The following is a 13,843-nucleotide window of genomic DNA, read 5'->3' as shown; positions in this document are numbered from 1 at the left end:
CCCCGCACCACAGCGGGGCGAGGATGACGATCAGTGCAACGATCTTCATAGTGCCCTCCATCGAATCTGGGCGTCATGCGGGCGCTGAATGCCGTACCGTTTGATGCCCAACTCGCGCAGCTTGGCACGCAGCGCCGACCAGACGATGCGCTCCTCATGCCGACGCGCGTCTGAATCGGGCTGGGGCTGATGACGCATGAACCCACAAATCGCTGCCATGTCGTCGATGATTTGAATCGTTGCGACGCCCGACGGCGGCTCGCCCGGCTCGCCCGGCTGCCACGGACTGCGCCCCTGCGTCCAGACGTACATCGAGAACGTCAGGACCGCGAAGCCGACCGCGATGTCGCCGAATCGGTGTACATCCATCAGCGCATCCCCCACACCGGCAGGAGCAGGTTGCGGCCGGTCAACAATTCGACGACCTTGAGCATCCAAAGGAATGCGCCCAGCCACCGCAGCTGCTTTTTGTCGGTCGCCTTGACGCCAATCGCGATCGTTCCGATGCCGAGCCTGCGCGATGTTCTGAGCACAAACGGAATCGCCCGCAGGTCGCGCCAGATGAGCCGCCACGCGCTGCGTGTTTCTTCGTTGAACCATGGCGCGTCGACGACGATGTGGTCGCAATCGTTGGCCTGAGCCGCGAGCGCTGCCGCGAGGATTTCAGTGTGCTGTTTGCCGTCGAAGGTCAGGCAAGTCACGGACCAGCCATCGGCAATGAGCGACGCCAGCGCCGCGTGCGAGTCGGCCCCGCCGGAAAGCAGAAGCAATACACGTGATGATCCGCGTCGAATCATGTGGCCACCTCATCCGCACCGTTGTTGCCCACGCCGACGAACAAGGCGCGGGTTTGTCCGTCCGTGTCGAAGTCCCCGTGATCCGCATCCGTCATCTCGATCGCGCTCCCGTGCGAGCTGCCGTCGTAATCCGCATCGAGCGGGAGGCGTGCCTGTTGCTGACTCACCGTGCCGAGCCAGGCCGTCAAGTCCGACCAGTCGTCGGCCGCAGCCGCGATGCGGTCGATCGACGCATCGAGCACGCCGAACTCGCGATCGACCGCGTCGGTGTGCACCATCCCGGCGCCGAGCGTCGTGATTGCCTTGGCGATGACGAGCGTCGGAGCGTTGATCTCGGCGACGAGGTAGCGGCCGGCCGCAATGAGCGAGGACCGATCGGGCAGATCGTCGGTGTCGACGACGCCCGCCATGTAGAGCGGGTTCGCCAGGTCGGCCGTGGCGTCGCTCAGATCAGCCAGGCAGCTCTGCAGCGACTGCGACCCGTCGAAGGTGCCGGGGCAGCCGTAGCCCAGCAGAATCGATTTAATGAACGGCGCGAGGTAGTTGTCGGCGATGTAAGCCGCGACGGCCGTGCGCAGGTTGCCGGCGGCGGTCGCGTCGACGTCCTCGTCGGTGCCCAGCGCGAGGCCGACCAGGTTGGCGTAGGGCACGCCGTGGTAATCGCGATACCACTGTGCCCATTCGATTGACTCCGCATCGTCGAGGTTGTACACGACCAGCAAACGCCTGGCGTCGCCGGCGTGGTCCTCGATCGGGAACACGCGCACCGGCGCGATGTAGCGGTTGGCCATGATCCATTCGTCGAGGTAGAAGTCACCCGTCGCGGCCGTGGCCTTGGTCACGGCGCCAATCTGCACGTAACGAGCGGCGAGCGTGGCACTGATGCCCGTGTCGCTGTCGGCACGGATGCCGTTGATCCAAAGCTCGAGCGCACCGGTGATCGCGTTCACCTCCAGCTCGATGCAATGCCAGTCGAGCCCGGCGACGAGCGTCGCCGACAGACTTTCGCCGGTGCTCGTGGCCACGGCGATCGCCCGCGTCGAAGGCGTGTAGGTGATGCGCCACCGCTCGACGATGTCGCTGCCCTTGCCCATGACGATCGTCACGGCGCCGCCGCTGAGGGTGGCGGGCGCGAACATGATGCGTGTGAAGAGAATCGTCTGCGCACTGCCCAGATCGTGCTGCACAGATCCGTCGCCGGCGCCGGCCGTCATCGACACGAGGAGTCCGATCGCTCCGCGATCTGGCATGGCGGCCGTCGCCGACTGCGTGATCGTCACCGTGCCCGACTGCGCCGGCCCCGCGGCGAGCTCGCCGAATGCCGGCGGCTCGAAGTCCACCCATTTGAGCACGTCCGCGATGCCGGCATGCGAAGCACTGACCAGCGCATCCGTGCCCTTGAGAAACAGCGTCGACGCAAGATGAATGTCGAGCACCATTGTGGCGCTGGCGATCGACGACATGATCGCGGATCCCGAGAGCGAAACCAGATCATCGAGATTTGCCAGGGCATGCGTCGTCGTCGTGACGATCGCCGAGCCCGAAAGCCACACGGGCACGCCCAACGCGGCCGTAGATGCCATCGTGACGATCGCCGAACCGGAGAGCGAGACGTCTTTCCCGATCAGCGCGTGAGCCGACGACTCGATGATGGCACTGCCGGAGAGGAATCGTTCTATCGACGAAGCGCCATGCGTTGGCGTTGCCATGATCGCCGAGCCCGACAGGAACACATCCGGACCAGGTCCGCCGGCGGGCGCCCATAGGCTGCCGTTGATCCGGCGCACGAACATCGGTGACGCCGTGCGAAGCAGCGAGACGACTGAATCCACGCCGCGCGTAGATGCTGTGCGTGTCACCACCGGAAGATCAGTGAATGTGATCGTCAGATACGCCATTTATTCCCACAGCATCGCAAGCGTGAAGCCGGGCGCACTATTGATCGAAACGTTCGTCGTCCCGAGCGCCAGATACGTGCGACTCGTGCCGTACATCGAGAGCGAAAACGTCGAGTACTCCGGCGTGTCAGCGTGAAAATACCCCACGAGCGAAACAATCGGATTGATGACGATCCCCCACCACGGGAAGATCGGGAACATGCCCCAATTCGAACCGTTCATGGCAGACGTGACCCCCGCCGATTGCAATGGCGGGATCACCATCGGCCAAGGCGTTAATATCGTGCCCGTTGTGTTGGTCTTGCCCAGAATCGGCGTCCCGCTCGTCGGCAGATATTGATGCGCGAAATAGGATTTCGATGCTGCGCTTTCCGCCGCGCCGTATGTGCCGACTCCATCCGAAACAGGATCACCGGTCGCATCTCGCAGCCGCTCAATATCGATGAGCATGCACCCCGAACCGCCGGTGAACAGCGCCATTGTCAGACGACCCTCATCGCCGCTGAGATAGGAGGTGCGCACCGTCGAGCCCGTGCTCGGGCTCAAGAAGGTGAAGACCGCACCGATCTGCGTCCCCGATAATGACCCCGCCCCATCCGTCGCCGTCGCGAGCTGCGCCGTGATCTTCGGCGTGCCTGACCCGCCACCGGAACTACCGTATGTGATCTTCAAAAATAGATCGGTGAGCCCGTCGTCCGTCTGCCAGATTTCAAAGCCCGCGGGATCACCGCGCGAGACCGTTGTCCAGTTGATCTCGCCGATCCCGGTGAGCTTCACCCATCCCAGTGCCGCAATCGCCGTGCTGATCGCCGAGCCCCATGCGCGAAACGCCGCATCGCTGGAGTTGTCCGGGGCCGTTGAAAGTGTCTGCGTTGACATGAGGATTACTCGCTTTTAGAAGACGGTCTTCGCCCCGACCTTCACGTCGCCGGCGTTCATCTTGATGGTGTCGCCGGTGCCGATGTCCTTGGTAGTGTCCAGCGTGCCCTTGTCGATGATGGCGCCAAGCAACCAAACCGTGCCGTCGACCGTCGCATCGCTCACTGCTTCTTCGACATTGATCGTGGTGTTGGGTGCCGAATATGACGACCCTGATCGGATGTGATAGACGCCGTCATTGCCCGTGCTGTCGCGGATCAAGATCAGTTCGCCGACCACGAGCTGAGCCGTGATGTTGCCCGCCACCTTAAACGCGCCCGCACCGGCAATGCCCGTGGTCAAAGCGGCGACGGCGTAGTCAGCGGCGTCACGGTTCATAACGGCGAAGTGCGACACGTTGCCGATATCCGTTGCGGCGGTGCCGAAGTTCAAAAGATTGACGTTGGTGCTCTGGACGACGCCGCTGGCCACCGCCGGCGTGTTCCAGTCGCCCGCATCGGCCTGCACACGCGCATAGCCGCTGTCTTCGAGCGGCTCGTCAAACGCCGAATCGTCCTCACCGGGATCGGCCCGGAGGATGGCGATGAAGAAGGTCGACCCGAGCGACGGGATTGATCCATCGATCAACAGGTCGTTCAGGAATTTGGCGGCGGACTGGCGGCTGAAAGGCATGGGGATGCTCCTGATTAGCTGGCCATGAGGCCCGCGTCGATGAGTGCCTGGATGAGCTCGTTGATCTTGTTCTGGATGTTGGTGACCTGCGTCTGCGTCGGCGTAGAGCTGATACTCTGCGTGAGCTTGGCGACGGCCGCGGACTGACGGTAGTTGGTGATCATCACCGCGGGCCGGCGATCGATGATGTCGGTCTCGGTGAAGTCGCCGCCAGAGAGCGTGACCTCGGCGAGCTTGATGTGCGCGACGCCTGGCCAGCCGGCCCCGTCCGCCCCCTTGCCGATCGTCGCCACGCCGCTGCTGACATAGACCCAAACGTAAGCGGTGTCGTTGTTGTAGGCCGCAAGATCGACGGTGCCGCCGGCGTAGGAGAGCTCCGTACCGTTGATCGTGCAGCGGCCTGGCAGCACGGCGATCGTCGTGTTATTGGTAGTCGCCTTTCGTACCTGCAGGAACCCCGCCGAGCCCTTGGACAGGTGATAGAGCAGCGCATTGGCCTCGTCGCTCCAGGGCTGCGTGCCGGGCGCGATCGGTCCGCCGCCGGTGTTGGCGAACTCGAACGTGTCGTCGTTGAGCATGTCGAGTATCTGTGCTGATGTCGGGTCTTTAACGGTCATGCGAAGCCCCTTCAAACGTCCGGTGAAAGCGTCCAGGTGAGTCGCGCTTCGAGCGGCTGCCCCGTCGATGCGATCGACGGATCGAGCGGGCCGCTCGGGCGGTCATCGAGCCCGACGAGTGTTTCGGTCACGTCGCTCACGTTGCCGATCGCGTCGATCGTGCGGGCGCCGATCGGCAGGACCGCGCATCGATCCTCCGGCAGCACGCGTGCCTCCACGAGCGTGCGCGGCACGTCGTTGACGCCGAAGAGCCCGTAGCCGAACTCGCCCTGGCCAAAGCCCCACCCTTCGCGTGAATAGCCGAAGGGCGCCTCGCCCAGCGCGTCGGAGCCGAAGCCGCCCTTGGTGTTGCCGGGCCAGAGCTCGACCTCGTTGGTCACCTCGCCGCCGGCGGGCGAGCTGTCGGCCAGGCTCTCGACGTTCTCCGAGCCGATGACCATCTGCAGCTTGTCTTCCTGCTGCCAGTCCGGATCGGTGAGCACTTTGAGTTTCAGGTCGGCCATCAGCGTCTCCCCACCAGGCGGTGATCGTCGAGCGACAGCTCGATTGACTGATCCTTCTCGCCGAGGTTGTAGGTGATGCCGACGACGTCCGGGTAGACCGGCGGCGTCGACGAGCTCGTGTTAAAGCTGATGTTGCGGCCGCGAATGCCGCCGATGCGATCGCCCAGGTGATATTGCTGGAAGTTCATGATCGCGGTGTCCGCGTGGAAGCTGAAACGAGCATCGCGAAGGAGCGCCTGCCGCTCGTCGGCGATCTGCTGAAGGGACTTGCCGGTCTTCAGCTCGTCGCCGCCGTCGGTGACGCGTGCAGCGATCTCCAGCCATTTCTTTTCGTCGGTGTTGAAGAGCGTGTTGGGAGCGACCCACGTCTGTTCCATGTTGACCGATGACCACTGCGTCATCGGATATACCGTACCGACGCCTGCCTTCGATTTTGCATCGGCGCGGTAAGCATGATCGGCGATGATCGAGCAGGTGATGCGGAAGCGCAGATCACCGGAGAGGATCAATGCCCACCAGGATTTGCTCACGTCGGTCAAGGCGACTTTGGTGCGCAGATAATTATTGTTGACCGCTGCGAGATTTTGGAGATTGAACCGAATGCCGAAGAAGTCGCGAAGCGTTGTAATGTCCGCGTTGCATCGCAGCCAGTTTTCACCAGCATCCTCACTGACTTCCAGCCAAAGAAGAATCCCATAAGCGCGAGCGAGTGGGCTACGCAACGTCAGGATATGGCGCAGGCGCTTCGTCCATTTGATCGGTTCGATGATGCCGGCGTTCGTGCGGCGAGCGACCGGCGTGGCGTCCGGATCATTGAGCCCCAGCGCCGCGACGAAGTCGAAGCCGTCGGGATCGTGAGCATAGGCCGGCGTGGAGGTCTCGTAGCCCTTGAAGCCGCCGACGCAATCGATGCCCCAGAGACGGCCGACGTGCGCGTAGTTCTGATTCAGCACGCCGCCGAGCACGTACTTGGCGTGATAGCCGGTGGTGTCGGTTTCGACCTTCTTGGTTTGAGCGTACTCCGCCGTCGGCGTGGTCGTGTCGATTTGCGCCGGGGACCACAGCGGCTTCAGATCGAAGCGAGCTTCGATGTAGCACGGCGCGACGGCCATCACCTGAGTGATGATCTCGCTCGAATCCTTGATGCCCATGTACCGACCGACGTTGTTGGCGCGCGTCAGAGAATCCGCGGATGCAAACGACGAGCCCGTCTTCGCCAGATCGAAGTAAAAGACGTTGCCCGTGCGTTTGCGGCCGATCGACAGCCAATAGCGGCGATCGCTGAAGCCGGTCTCGCCGGTGCTGTCATCCTGAAGGCACTCGACAGTCATGAGGAAGCCGGCCGCGTCGCAGACCTTGTTCAATGCATCGATCGCCCCCAGCCCCTGCACGTTGACCTCGGGCAGTTGGTCGTCGAGCCCATGGAATCGATCGGACCGTTTGCCCGCCTGATCCGCGGTCATGTTGAGCTGCTCGACGACGAGGTAGTCGACGTCGATCGTGCGCGGCAAGTGGAAACCCAGATACTGATCGCCGAACACACGCTCGACGAGGATGCTGGCGATCGCCTCGCGAGCGGTCCATGGCTGCGCCTTGGGGTCGTCGTCGTGCGTCCACAGCGGCGCCGTGAGCGTCTGTTTCATCTGAGCGACCTGGGCGTAGATCGTCTCGGAGCCATGACGATTCGGCCGCCCTCGGAAGTTGAAGACCGCCGGCAGGTCGGGCGTCTCGATCATGCCCACCTGCGATCCCGTCTTCATCCACCGGCCGAAGATTTGTCGCCAGTACAGGCGGTTGTCCATGTACGGCATGGCGCGTGAGGTGAACGTGAGGAACTCGCCGCCGCTCTCTCCGGTCTGAATGCTTTGATTCTGCGTGTGCATCACGCCTTCGAAGAGCACGATGCCTGAGGTGCCGGACGCGAATGGTCCGGTCTGCTTCACGCCTGGATCGTTGACCGGATCGACGACGACCTTCACCTGATCGTCCGTCGAGTAGATCGCGAGCATCCGCTCAAGCGTGGCATTGGCCTTGTCCTCGGGGATGTATTTAAGCTGTGCGACGTGATTCCCCGCACCGGCTTCGATCCGCACAAAGTCACATTGCAATGCCGGGTCGAATGTCCAGGAGCCGTGCTCGCCGTTCATGAAGGCGCGGCGCGTCTGACGCAGACGGCGCGTGTAGACGCGATGCTTCACGGGGCGGATGATGCGGGATGTGATGCGGTGCGTGCCCATCAGCGCTTCAGCTGCCTCCATGACCACCGAGCGAGTCGCTGGACCTTGATCGTGCCGGCGGCCGGATCGACCGTCTCCACCGGGCCGATCACTTCGAAGCTCGCGAGTTCGCAGTTCGCGAATGTGTAGCCGTGAATGGCGACGCTGTGCGTCGAGCTGCTGCCGCGCAGGTTCGCGTGCGTGAGCACCTGTCCGATGAGCGACTGATTCGCGAGTTCCGCCGTCGTCGACGAGCCCTCCAGGTAACCCATCACGACCAAATCCGGCGGCATCGCCGGGCCGGTGAAGACGATGCGTTCGGCAATGCCGGGGAAGCCGTCTTCGCGGCGGTTCTGAGCCGGACCGGGCAGCGGCGTGTGCTGCCAATCGGTGCGGCTGTTCACGGCGACTCCGTCGATCGTGTAGCTCATGGCAGGTCATCCCTTCCAATGAGCTCGGTCGTGCGACTCGTGCCGTCGTTATTGAGGTTGTTCTGGTTGGCGATGTTGGTGATGTTGATTTCGAGCCGTCCGAGACTCGCGGCCTGCTTAGTTTCGAGCGGGGTGGGATTGCGGGGAACAGTCGCCCCGCCCGCTTCGCCGAAATCGACATATTCAGTTGGATAAAGCAATTGCTGGCGACGGGCTTCGATGAGTTCGACCGCCTTGTTCAAAGCATTCCGACGACCGACTCCTGTGCCAAACTCGAATTGAAGTTTGGAAATCTGCGATGCAAATGCTCCCTGGCCTGCCTGCTGCAAGGCGGCCACGAGTTGATCGCGGATGGCGCCGCCCTGACCGCCAGGCAGGTCCTCGTTCGCGAGCTGCTCTTGTGTGGCGGCGAAGGCGCGATTGACGGCCGCGTTCTGCTCGACGGCGCCAGAGCCAAGCTGCCGAAGTTGATCCGCCGCCTGAGCTCGCAATGAATCGGCGTTGCCGAACTTGGCGAGATTCTGTGCGAAATAGGACGCCGTGCCTGAGTTCCTGTTGAGCAGCAGTTCGCGGATCGAGGCGAGGCTCTTTTTCTCGAATGTCGCGCCCGCCAAAAACTGATTCGCCAGGGCGGGATTGCGCTGCAAGGCCGCGATCGCCTGGGCGCCCGCAAGCGGACTGCCGCGCGAGGCGAAGAACTCCTTGAGCTGCTCGCCAAAGCTGATCGCGGCCGTGCCAGTCTGCTCGCCGGTGACATCAGCCATGCCGAAGAATCCATCGCCGGAATGCCGAGGTACTCCTGCTTCCACTGATCCTCGTTGCGGCATCGATCCCGACAGCTTTTGATGAACTGCTCGCGCGTGAAGCTCGTCCCCTTCATCTCGTTGATGCGCTCGACCAGTCCCTGGTCGACCGCGTCGAGAATGCTGACGAAGTGGCGCGAGAATCGATAGTCGGATGAGCCGAGTGAGCGACCGTCGTAAGGCACCGACTTCTTGACGAGCTGATGAAACAACCGGCCTTCGCCGTTATAGGTTGACAGCACTCTGATCCATCCGCCCCATGTGGTCGTCGGCGATGCCGCGTCCCACATCAGCCCAGGATCATCGTGGTAATCGAATTCGTCGAGACCGACATCGCCGCCCTTGGATCGGAAACGCTTCGGATTGGCGGGCATCGCCACCATGCGCTTGCCGCATTCATAGCGAACGCAATAGGCCGAGCCGGTGTTCGAATCCGACGTATCGAATCGGAAGTAATCGACAACGCTGTTGATCACCTTCGCCCAAAAGCGGCAATACTCGGCGAACTCGTAGGCGGCGGATTCGTCTGCGGAAGCGAACCAGTAGTCTTCATGCCGCGCCCCCAGATGACCCGCGGGCAAGCTGCGCGTCATCGACACATCGGCGGCTTCAACGTAGGTCGCGCCAATACGTCGCGACTTGGGCCAGATCTTCGCGGGCGACCGATCGCGGCGCCATGCTTCCTGGTAGGGAAGCAGAATGCGCCCGGCTCGGGTCTTCGGCGAAGTGAGAATGTCCGGCCCGGTGTCGATCACATTTCCCCCTTCATCGCTTTATCGAGCACGTCGAGAATGTCGGCCTTGGTCATGCGGCCGTCGGTAGCGTCGGCCTTCGTCTCGACGATCTTCTTCGCCGACTCGATCGCCCGGCGACGCTGATCCAGATCGAGCTTGAGCCGCTCGATCTCCGTCGCGAGCTTCTCCGCTCGCTGTTCCGCTTCGCGCTTTGAAATCTCCAAGGCGTCCTGCGCCACCTGCGTCGCCTGGGCGCGACGCACGACGAGGGCGAGCGTGTTGAGTTCCTTCGGATCGATCTCTTCCACGTCGCGGTCGAGCATGCGCTCGGTCGCCGCTTCGATGAGCATGTGCTGCGCGGCTCGCGTCATGTTGCGAATCGTCGCATCGTCGGCGCCGAGCACCTTCGATCGCATCACGGATCGAGCGACCTCGGACCGCACCTGGTCGTAGAGCCGGCGGAAGTGTTTTGAAAATCGGTAAACCGCGTTGTCGTCGACGACCTGATTCTCCTCATCGCCGCCGAGCTCCTTGTTGAGCCAGTCGTGCGCCATCGCCACCGACACGGCGCGGTCGACGAGGCGAATGCACAGATCGCGCAGCGTGGCGCCGTCGAGCTCCAGCATTTGCGAGCGAATGCCCGCGGTGTCGAGGCGACCGATCGCCATCGCCACCAGCTCGGGCCGACTCGGCATTCCGGTATGCGCGATCGCGTCGGTCAACGCAGTTCCTCCAGACGCGCCCGCATCTCAATGCCCTGACGCTGCAGCTCGTAGTAACGATTGGCCAGGAACACCACGCCCTTGCCGTCGGTGTCCAAGTGCGATCTGAGCGCGAGCAGCTTGTCGCCCATGCTCTCCGAGAGACTCTTGAGCTCGGTCTCGATCCGCTCGATTTCAGATTCCAGGTGCGAGATCGCACCGAGGCGTTTCAGGTCCGGCATGTTCAACCTCCGAATGCCACTTTCCAAAGGGCCTGCATCGCCGGGGCAGCCACGAACTGCGCGACGGTCCAGATGGCCAGTGCGATCCCGCCGTACTTCGCGAGCGTGGTCTTGATCGCCACCACGTCGGCGTCCAGCCGATCGATGTCCGCCTCGATCTGGGCGCCGTCGATGAGCTTGGTCGGCAGGCTGCGGTCCACACCACCGCGCCAAACCTCCAGCGACTTGAGCCGACCTTCATGGTCTTCGAGCATGCGATCGACTTTGCGGTCGAGCTTCTCCGCTTCGGCGATGTGGCGGCGCGTGACGGTGGTGTACTCCGTGACCTGCCGCGTCAGATCGCGAATGTCATGACGCATCTCTTCGTGCGCCTTGCGCGTCTCGCTGGTGAGCTGCTCGATCTGCGTGTGTTCGTCAGGCATCGTGGCCTCCGGGTTTGAAAATCCCCGCGGGCATTTCTGCCGGCGAGGATGGGTGGATCGGCCAGGCAAGCCCGGCCCGGTGAAGGTGTCATTGCGAAGCCGTCGGCGTGCCGACGGAAAGGTTCGAGCCCGCGCCGGGGGTGAGATTGATGGGGATCGAGATCGGCGTCTGCGGGCCGGTCGGCGTCTGCGTCGATTGGCCGGGCGAGGCGGCGGAGGAACTGCCCGTCGCGGCGATCGAAAGACTCAGGTTCCCGCCGACGAAAAACACCTGGCCGCCGGAGGCGACGATCGTCTTCGCCTGCTGCAGCTTGGCGATCTCGGCGGTGAGCGTCTTCACCTGGGCGGCGTCGCCGGCATCGCTGGCGGACTTCAGCGCGGTACTGAGCGCTTCGATCTTCGCATCAATCGCCTCGGCCGCGACATTGGCGGTCTGCGCGTCGATCGACTGATCGGGCGTCTGCGTGGCGGTGCCGTTGTTGATGCCGATGGTGATCGGCGACTGCTGACGCTGGTCGCCCCACGAGCCGCGATCTTCGGCGGCGCTGGTGCAGCCGGAGAGCGGAAGGCACACCGCCATCATGGCGACGATCGCGAGGAAGGCACGGGATTGGAAGCACGGTTTGCGAAGCATGTTCGAAGTCCTTTCGAATGGGCGTTATTGCCCGGTTGAGGGGTTCACTTGAGCGTGATCTTTTTGCTCGCCTTCACGCGGCCGATGATCGTCCAGAGCGACAGCAGGCCGAGCACGATCGCCTCGACGTGGCCGCTGGCTTCCATCGAGTCGGATTCGCTGAGCGAGTAGCCGAAGTAGCGGGCGATCGCCACGGCGGCGACGCCGACGGCGGCCCAGAATGTGTGTGACGTGTAGAAGGGTTTGGTGTCGTTCATGACTTGCCTTTCAGGGTGTTCACGATCGTGCGATGCAATTCGATCTTGGTTCGGATCGCTAGCACTTCCTTGTAGTGCGCGAGGTTCAATTCGGTGATCTTGGATTCCAGCCGTCGCATCGCGGATTCGCGACGATTGATTTCTCGCGTGACCGGGTCGATCACTTCACGACGGCGCTTCATGGCAACACCTCACTGTTGGCGGCAAAGTAAAAACGGCGGGAAGACTGCGATTTGGTGCCACATTCGGCGGCCCTGTTTACGTGGGCCTGGTACGCAGCGATCGGCGCCGTGTGAATGCTGCCGCCGGTGAGGCGACCGGACGGCAGCGGTACGAAAGATGTGGTCGGCAGATGAAACGTCTCGATCGTCGCGCGCCACCAAGGCGACTGCGCGTCCCATGTCAGACGCCCGCCCTTGGGCAGCACGCCGCCCCAGATGCCGACGCCGGCGACGCCCGCGTCGATCGTCGTGTCGAGTTGCGTCTGCCAGAACGCTCCGTCGATCAGCGTGTGATGCAGCGCGGCATTCGAGTCGTGGTACTGCGGCCAGAGGAACGCGATGACCGGCTTGCCGAACCGCGCGGCCTCGGCGATGTTCGCCCGCGCGTAGATCACCCATGCATCGGGCTTGTCGTAGAACGTGTAGAGCGAGGGGAAGATCACATCGACGTGCTCGGCGAGTCGCGCGAACTTCGCGTTGCGGGCGTGCCACTTGGCGAGCTGGTCGGGCTTCGCCTGAACGGGCGTCCAGTAGTCGCGGATCGGCATGATCGCGTAGAAGCCGACCTTCGCCGTCGGCGCCGCAGCGTGCGCCCAGTCGGCGACCGCGATGAGCTTGTCGATCGTCGCCTCGATGTTCGCATCGTCGACGGGCCAGTGCTCGATGTCGAAACACAGCACCGCACCGGGCGCGACCTTCGCCGCGATCGCCTTGACGCGCGTTTCGTCGGCCTGCGAATCGTCGGAGCCCGCCGGCCAGAGTTCGGATTTGTACACCATCCGAATCGGCCGCATGCCGAGCTCGGCCGTGGTCGGCTTGTCCGCGAACAGCATCGCGTCATAGAGCGCGGGCAAGGCGGGAAGCGACGGCACGACGGGCGCGATTTCGATCGGCGTCGCGATCTCCGTCGGCATCGTGCGCGGCTTGGCGCGATCGACGTGCGAGCAGCCAGAGAGCATCGCATCGAGCGCCGCGACCCAGAGGATCATCGCCAGGCATGCGACGAGCATGCACACGATCCAGAGCACCATGTTGCGCCAATCCTGCCACTCGTTCACGCGGCACCTCCGTGCTCGCGCACGAGCCGCTGGCAGAGTTCGATCACTTCGGCGACGGTTTCGACGCCGGCCCATGCGTCGTCGTCGATCACGACGCCGAGCGCATCTTCGAGGTCGATGACGCACTCGACGTGATCGAGCGAATCGAAACTGAGATCGGCGGAAAGGTAAACGGAAGCCGCGTTGGAGCGCAGCTCGTCAACGTCGAAGTTGTGCCCGCCGTAGTCGGCGAGGATGCGGAAGACGATCCCTGAAACATCCGTGTCCGAGAGGGCCATCCGTGGCTCCTTGAGTCACGGCGGCCCTGCCAAAGCAAAAGGCCGCCGAACGTTCCATTCGCGATGAAACGTTCGGCGGCCTTGATAGTCTTTTAATTTCCAACCAGCCTTGGCACCCGCTTTCGCGGGCCGCAGTCAGGCGCCACCACGCGCCCCTGCGATCTGGAGAACAGTATCGGCCGCGTCGGCCGATGTCAATTCACTTTTCTATTTCGTTCATTCTGGAGGCTCTAATCCGGGACAATGATCACGGCACCAATTGTCAAAAATCTCGGGATTTTTATAGAAAATATTATATGCCAATGCAATTTGAGACCAACGATTGGTGACCTCCCGAAATTCCGCGGTCAAGTCCCTGTCGTGCTGTAAATTCGTGAAGGGGCGGGTGTCTGGACGGCGGGTTGGTGTTGGGTGTTGAAGGTCTGATTCAGTTCCTTTCGGATCGCATCGATCTGTTGACGGTCGAAGCTCGTCATCTTG

General features: G+C 62.9%; 18 protein-coding genes. All 18 read right to left on the bottom strand.

The window, feature by feature from the left end; genetic code table 11:
- Window positions 1-45: 45 nt before the first annotated feature.
- The 18 genes from GC162_10400 to GC162_10315 all read right to left on the bottom strand — a co-directional run bounded on the left by GC162_10400 (window position 46) and on the right by GC162_10315 (window position 13,363).
- On the bottom strand, window positions 46-369 hold the full coding sequence (locus GC162_10400; protein ID MBI1369050.1) for a hypothetical protein: 324 nt from the start codon (window positions 367-369) through the stop codon (window positions 46-48).
- Entirely contained in the window at window positions 369-797 is a 429-nt protein-coding gene (locus GC162_10395) for a hypothetical protein (GenBank protein ID MBI1369049.1), read from the bottom strand. Before GC162_10395 ends, GC162_10400 begins: the two co-directional genes overlap by 1 nt.
- Complete coding sequence (locus GC162_10390) at window positions 794-2,506, bottom strand: hypothetical protein (GenBank protein ID MBI1369048.1); 1,713 nt, start codon at window positions 2,504-2,506, stop codon at window positions 794-796. The genes GC162_10395 and GC162_10390 overlap by 4 nt, the downstream gene beginning before the upstream one ends.
- 189 nt (window positions 2,507-2,695) lie before the next feature.
- The gene (locus GC162_10385) at window positions 2,696-3,472 is read right to left on the bottom strand and encodes a hypothetical protein (GenBank protein ID MBI1369047.1); all 777 of its coding nucleotides are present in this window, start codon (window positions 3,470-3,472) and stop codon (window positions 2,696-2,698) included.
- Window positions 3,473-3,589: 117 nt separating this feature from the next.
- On the bottom strand, window positions 3,590-4,246 hold the full coding sequence (locus GC162_10380) for a hypothetical protein (GenBank protein ID MBI1369046.1): 657 nt from the start codon (window positions 4,244-4,246) through the stop codon (window positions 3,590-3,592).
- 14 nt (window positions 4,247-4,260) lie between these two features.
- On the bottom strand, window positions 4,261-4,863 hold the full coding sequence (locus GC162_10375) for a hypothetical protein (protein MBI1369045.1): 603 nt from the start codon (window positions 4,861-4,863) through the stop codon (window positions 4,261-4,263).
- An 11-nt stretch (window positions 4,864-4,874) separates the two neighbouring features.
- Window positions 4,875-5,366 (bottom strand): hypothetical protein, encoded by a 492-nt coding sequence (locus tag GC162_10370; protein MBI1369044.1) that lies wholly within the window; start codon window positions 5,364-5,366, stop codon window positions 4,875-4,877.
- A complete protein-coding gene (locus GC162_10365) occupies window positions 5,366-7,624 on the bottom strand; it encodes a hypothetical protein (protein MBI1369043.1) in 2,259 nt (752 codons plus the stop codon). Before GC162_10365 ends, GC162_10370 begins: the two co-directional genes overlap by 1 nt.
- Complete coding sequence (locus GC162_10360) at window positions 7,603-8,013, bottom strand: hypothetical protein (protein MBI1369042.1); 411 nt, start codon at window positions 8,011-8,013, stop codon at window positions 7,603-7,605. The genes GC162_10365 and GC162_10360 overlap by 22 nt, the downstream gene beginning before the upstream one ends.
- On the bottom strand, window positions 8,010-8,777 hold the full coding sequence (locus GC162_10355) for a hypothetical protein (protein MBI1369041.1): 768 nt from the start codon (window positions 8,775-8,777) through the stop codon (window positions 8,010-8,012). Before GC162_10355 ends, GC162_10360 begins: the two co-directional genes overlap by 4 nt.
- 790 nt (window positions 8,778-9,567) lie before the next feature.
- Window positions 9,568-10,272: a DUF3486 family protein gene (locus GC162_10350; protein ID MBI1369040.1), complete on the bottom strand. Its 705-nt coding sequence runs from the start codon at window positions 10,270-10,272 to the stop codon at window positions 9,568-9,570.
- On the bottom strand, window positions 10,269-10,493 hold the full coding sequence (locus GC162_10345) for a hypothetical protein (GenBank protein MBI1369039.1): 225 nt from the start codon (window positions 10,491-10,493) through the stop codon (window positions 10,269-10,271). The genes GC162_10350 and GC162_10345 overlap by 4 nt, the downstream gene beginning before the upstream one ends.
- A gap of 2 nt (window positions 10,494-10,495) precedes the next feature.
- A complete protein-coding gene (locus GC162_10340) occupies window positions 10,496-10,915 on the bottom strand; it encodes a hypothetical protein (GenBank protein ID MBI1369038.1) in 420 nt (139 codons plus the stop codon).
- Window positions 10,916-11,003: 88 nt separating this feature from the next.
- Window positions 11,004-11,549, bottom strand: a complete 546-nt coding sequence (locus tag GC162_10335; GenBank protein ID MBI1369037.1) for a hypothetical protein — start codon at window positions 11,547-11,549, stop codon at window positions 11,004-11,006.
- Between the two features lie 44 nt (window positions 11,550-11,593).
- Complete coding sequence (locus tag GC162_10330; GenBank protein MBI1369036.1) at window positions 11,594-11,806, bottom strand: hypothetical protein; 213 nt, start codon at window positions 11,804-11,806, stop codon at window positions 11,594-11,596.
- Window positions 11,803-11,988: a hypothetical protein gene (locus GC162_10325; protein MBI1369035.1), complete on the bottom strand. Its 186-nt coding sequence runs from the start codon at window positions 11,986-11,988 to the stop codon at window positions 11,803-11,805. Before GC162_10325 ends, GC162_10330 begins: the two co-directional genes overlap by 4 nt.
- On the bottom strand, window positions 11,985-13,085 hold the full coding sequence (locus GC162_10320; GenBank protein MBI1369034.1) for a hypothetical protein: 1,101 nt from the start codon (window positions 13,083-13,085) through the stop codon (window positions 11,985-11,987). Before GC162_10320 ends, GC162_10325 begins: the two co-directional genes overlap by 4 nt.
- Window positions 13,082-13,363, bottom strand: coding sequence for a hypothetical protein (locus tag GC162_10315; GenBank protein ID MBI1369033.1), 282 nt, complete (start codon window positions 13,361-13,363; stop codon window positions 13,082-13,084). The genes GC162_10320 and GC162_10315 overlap by 4 nt, the downstream gene beginning before the upstream one ends.
- Window positions 13,364-13,843 lie beyond the last annotated feature (480 nt).

The organism is Planctomycetota bacterium (assembly GCA_016125255.1).
GTDB lineage: Bacteria > Planctomycetota > Phycisphaerae > Phycisphaerales > Zrk34 > RI-421.
The sequence above is the reverse complement of the archived record's forward strand: the minus strand, read 5'-3'. Positions and strand labels throughout refer to the sequence as shown.

Coding starts and splice junctions, on each gene's coding strand:
- GC162_10400 (MBI1369050.1), bottom strand. CDS start 369: ATGGATGTACACCGATTCGGCGACATCGCGGTCGGCTTCGCGGTCCTG.
- GC162_10395 (MBI1369049.1), bottom strand. CDS start 797: ATGATTCGACGCGGATCATCACGTGTATTGCTTCTGCTTTCCGGCGGG.
- GC162_10390 (MBI1369048.1), bottom strand. CDS start 2,506: ATGGCAACGCCAACGCATGGCGCTTCGTCGATAGAACGATTCCTCTCC.
- GC162_10380 (MBI1369046.1), bottom strand. CDS start 4,246: ATGCCTTTCAGCCGCCAGTCCGCCGCCAAATTCCTGAACGACCTGTTG.
- GC162_10375 (MBI1369045.1), bottom strand. CDS start 4,863: ATGACCGTTAAAGACCCGACATCAGCACAGATACTCGACATGCTCAAC.
- GC162_10370 (MBI1369044.1), bottom strand. CDS start 5,366: ATGGCCGACCTGAAACTCAAAGTGCTCACCGATCCGGACTGGCAGCAG.
- GC162_10365 (MBI1369043.1), bottom strand. CDS start 7,624: ATGGAGGCAGCTGAAGCGCTGATGGGCACGCACCGCATCACATCCCGC.
- GC162_10360 (MBI1369042.1), bottom strand. CDS start 8,013: ATGAGCTACACGATCGACGGAGTCGCCGTGAACAGCCGCACCGATTGG.
- GC162_10355 (MBI1369041.1), bottom strand. CDS start 8,777: ATGGCTGATGTCACCGGCGAGCAGACTGGCACGGCCGCGATCAGCTTT.
- GC162_10345 (MBI1369039.1), bottom strand. CDS start 10,493: ATGCCGGACCTGAAACGCCTCGGTGCGATCTCGCACCTGGAATCTGAA.
- GC162_10340 (MBI1369038.1), bottom strand. CDS start 10,915: ATGCCTGACGAACACACGCAGATCGAGCAGCTCACCAGCGAGACGCGC.
- GC162_10335 (MBI1369037.1), bottom strand. CDS start 11,549: ATGCTTCGCAAACCGTGCTTCCAATCCCGTGCCTTCCTCGCGATCGTC.
- GC162_10330 (MBI1369036.1), bottom strand. CDS start 11,806: ATGAACGACACCAAACCCTTCTACACGTCACACACATTCTGGGCCGCC.
- GC162_10325 (MBI1369035.1), bottom strand. CDS start 11,988: ATGAAGCGCCGTCGTGAAGTGATCGACCCGGTCACGCGAGAAATCAAT.
- GC162_10315 (MBI1369033.1), bottom strand. CDS start 13,363: ATGGCCCTCTCGGACACGGATGTTTCAGGGATCGTCTTCCGCATCCTC.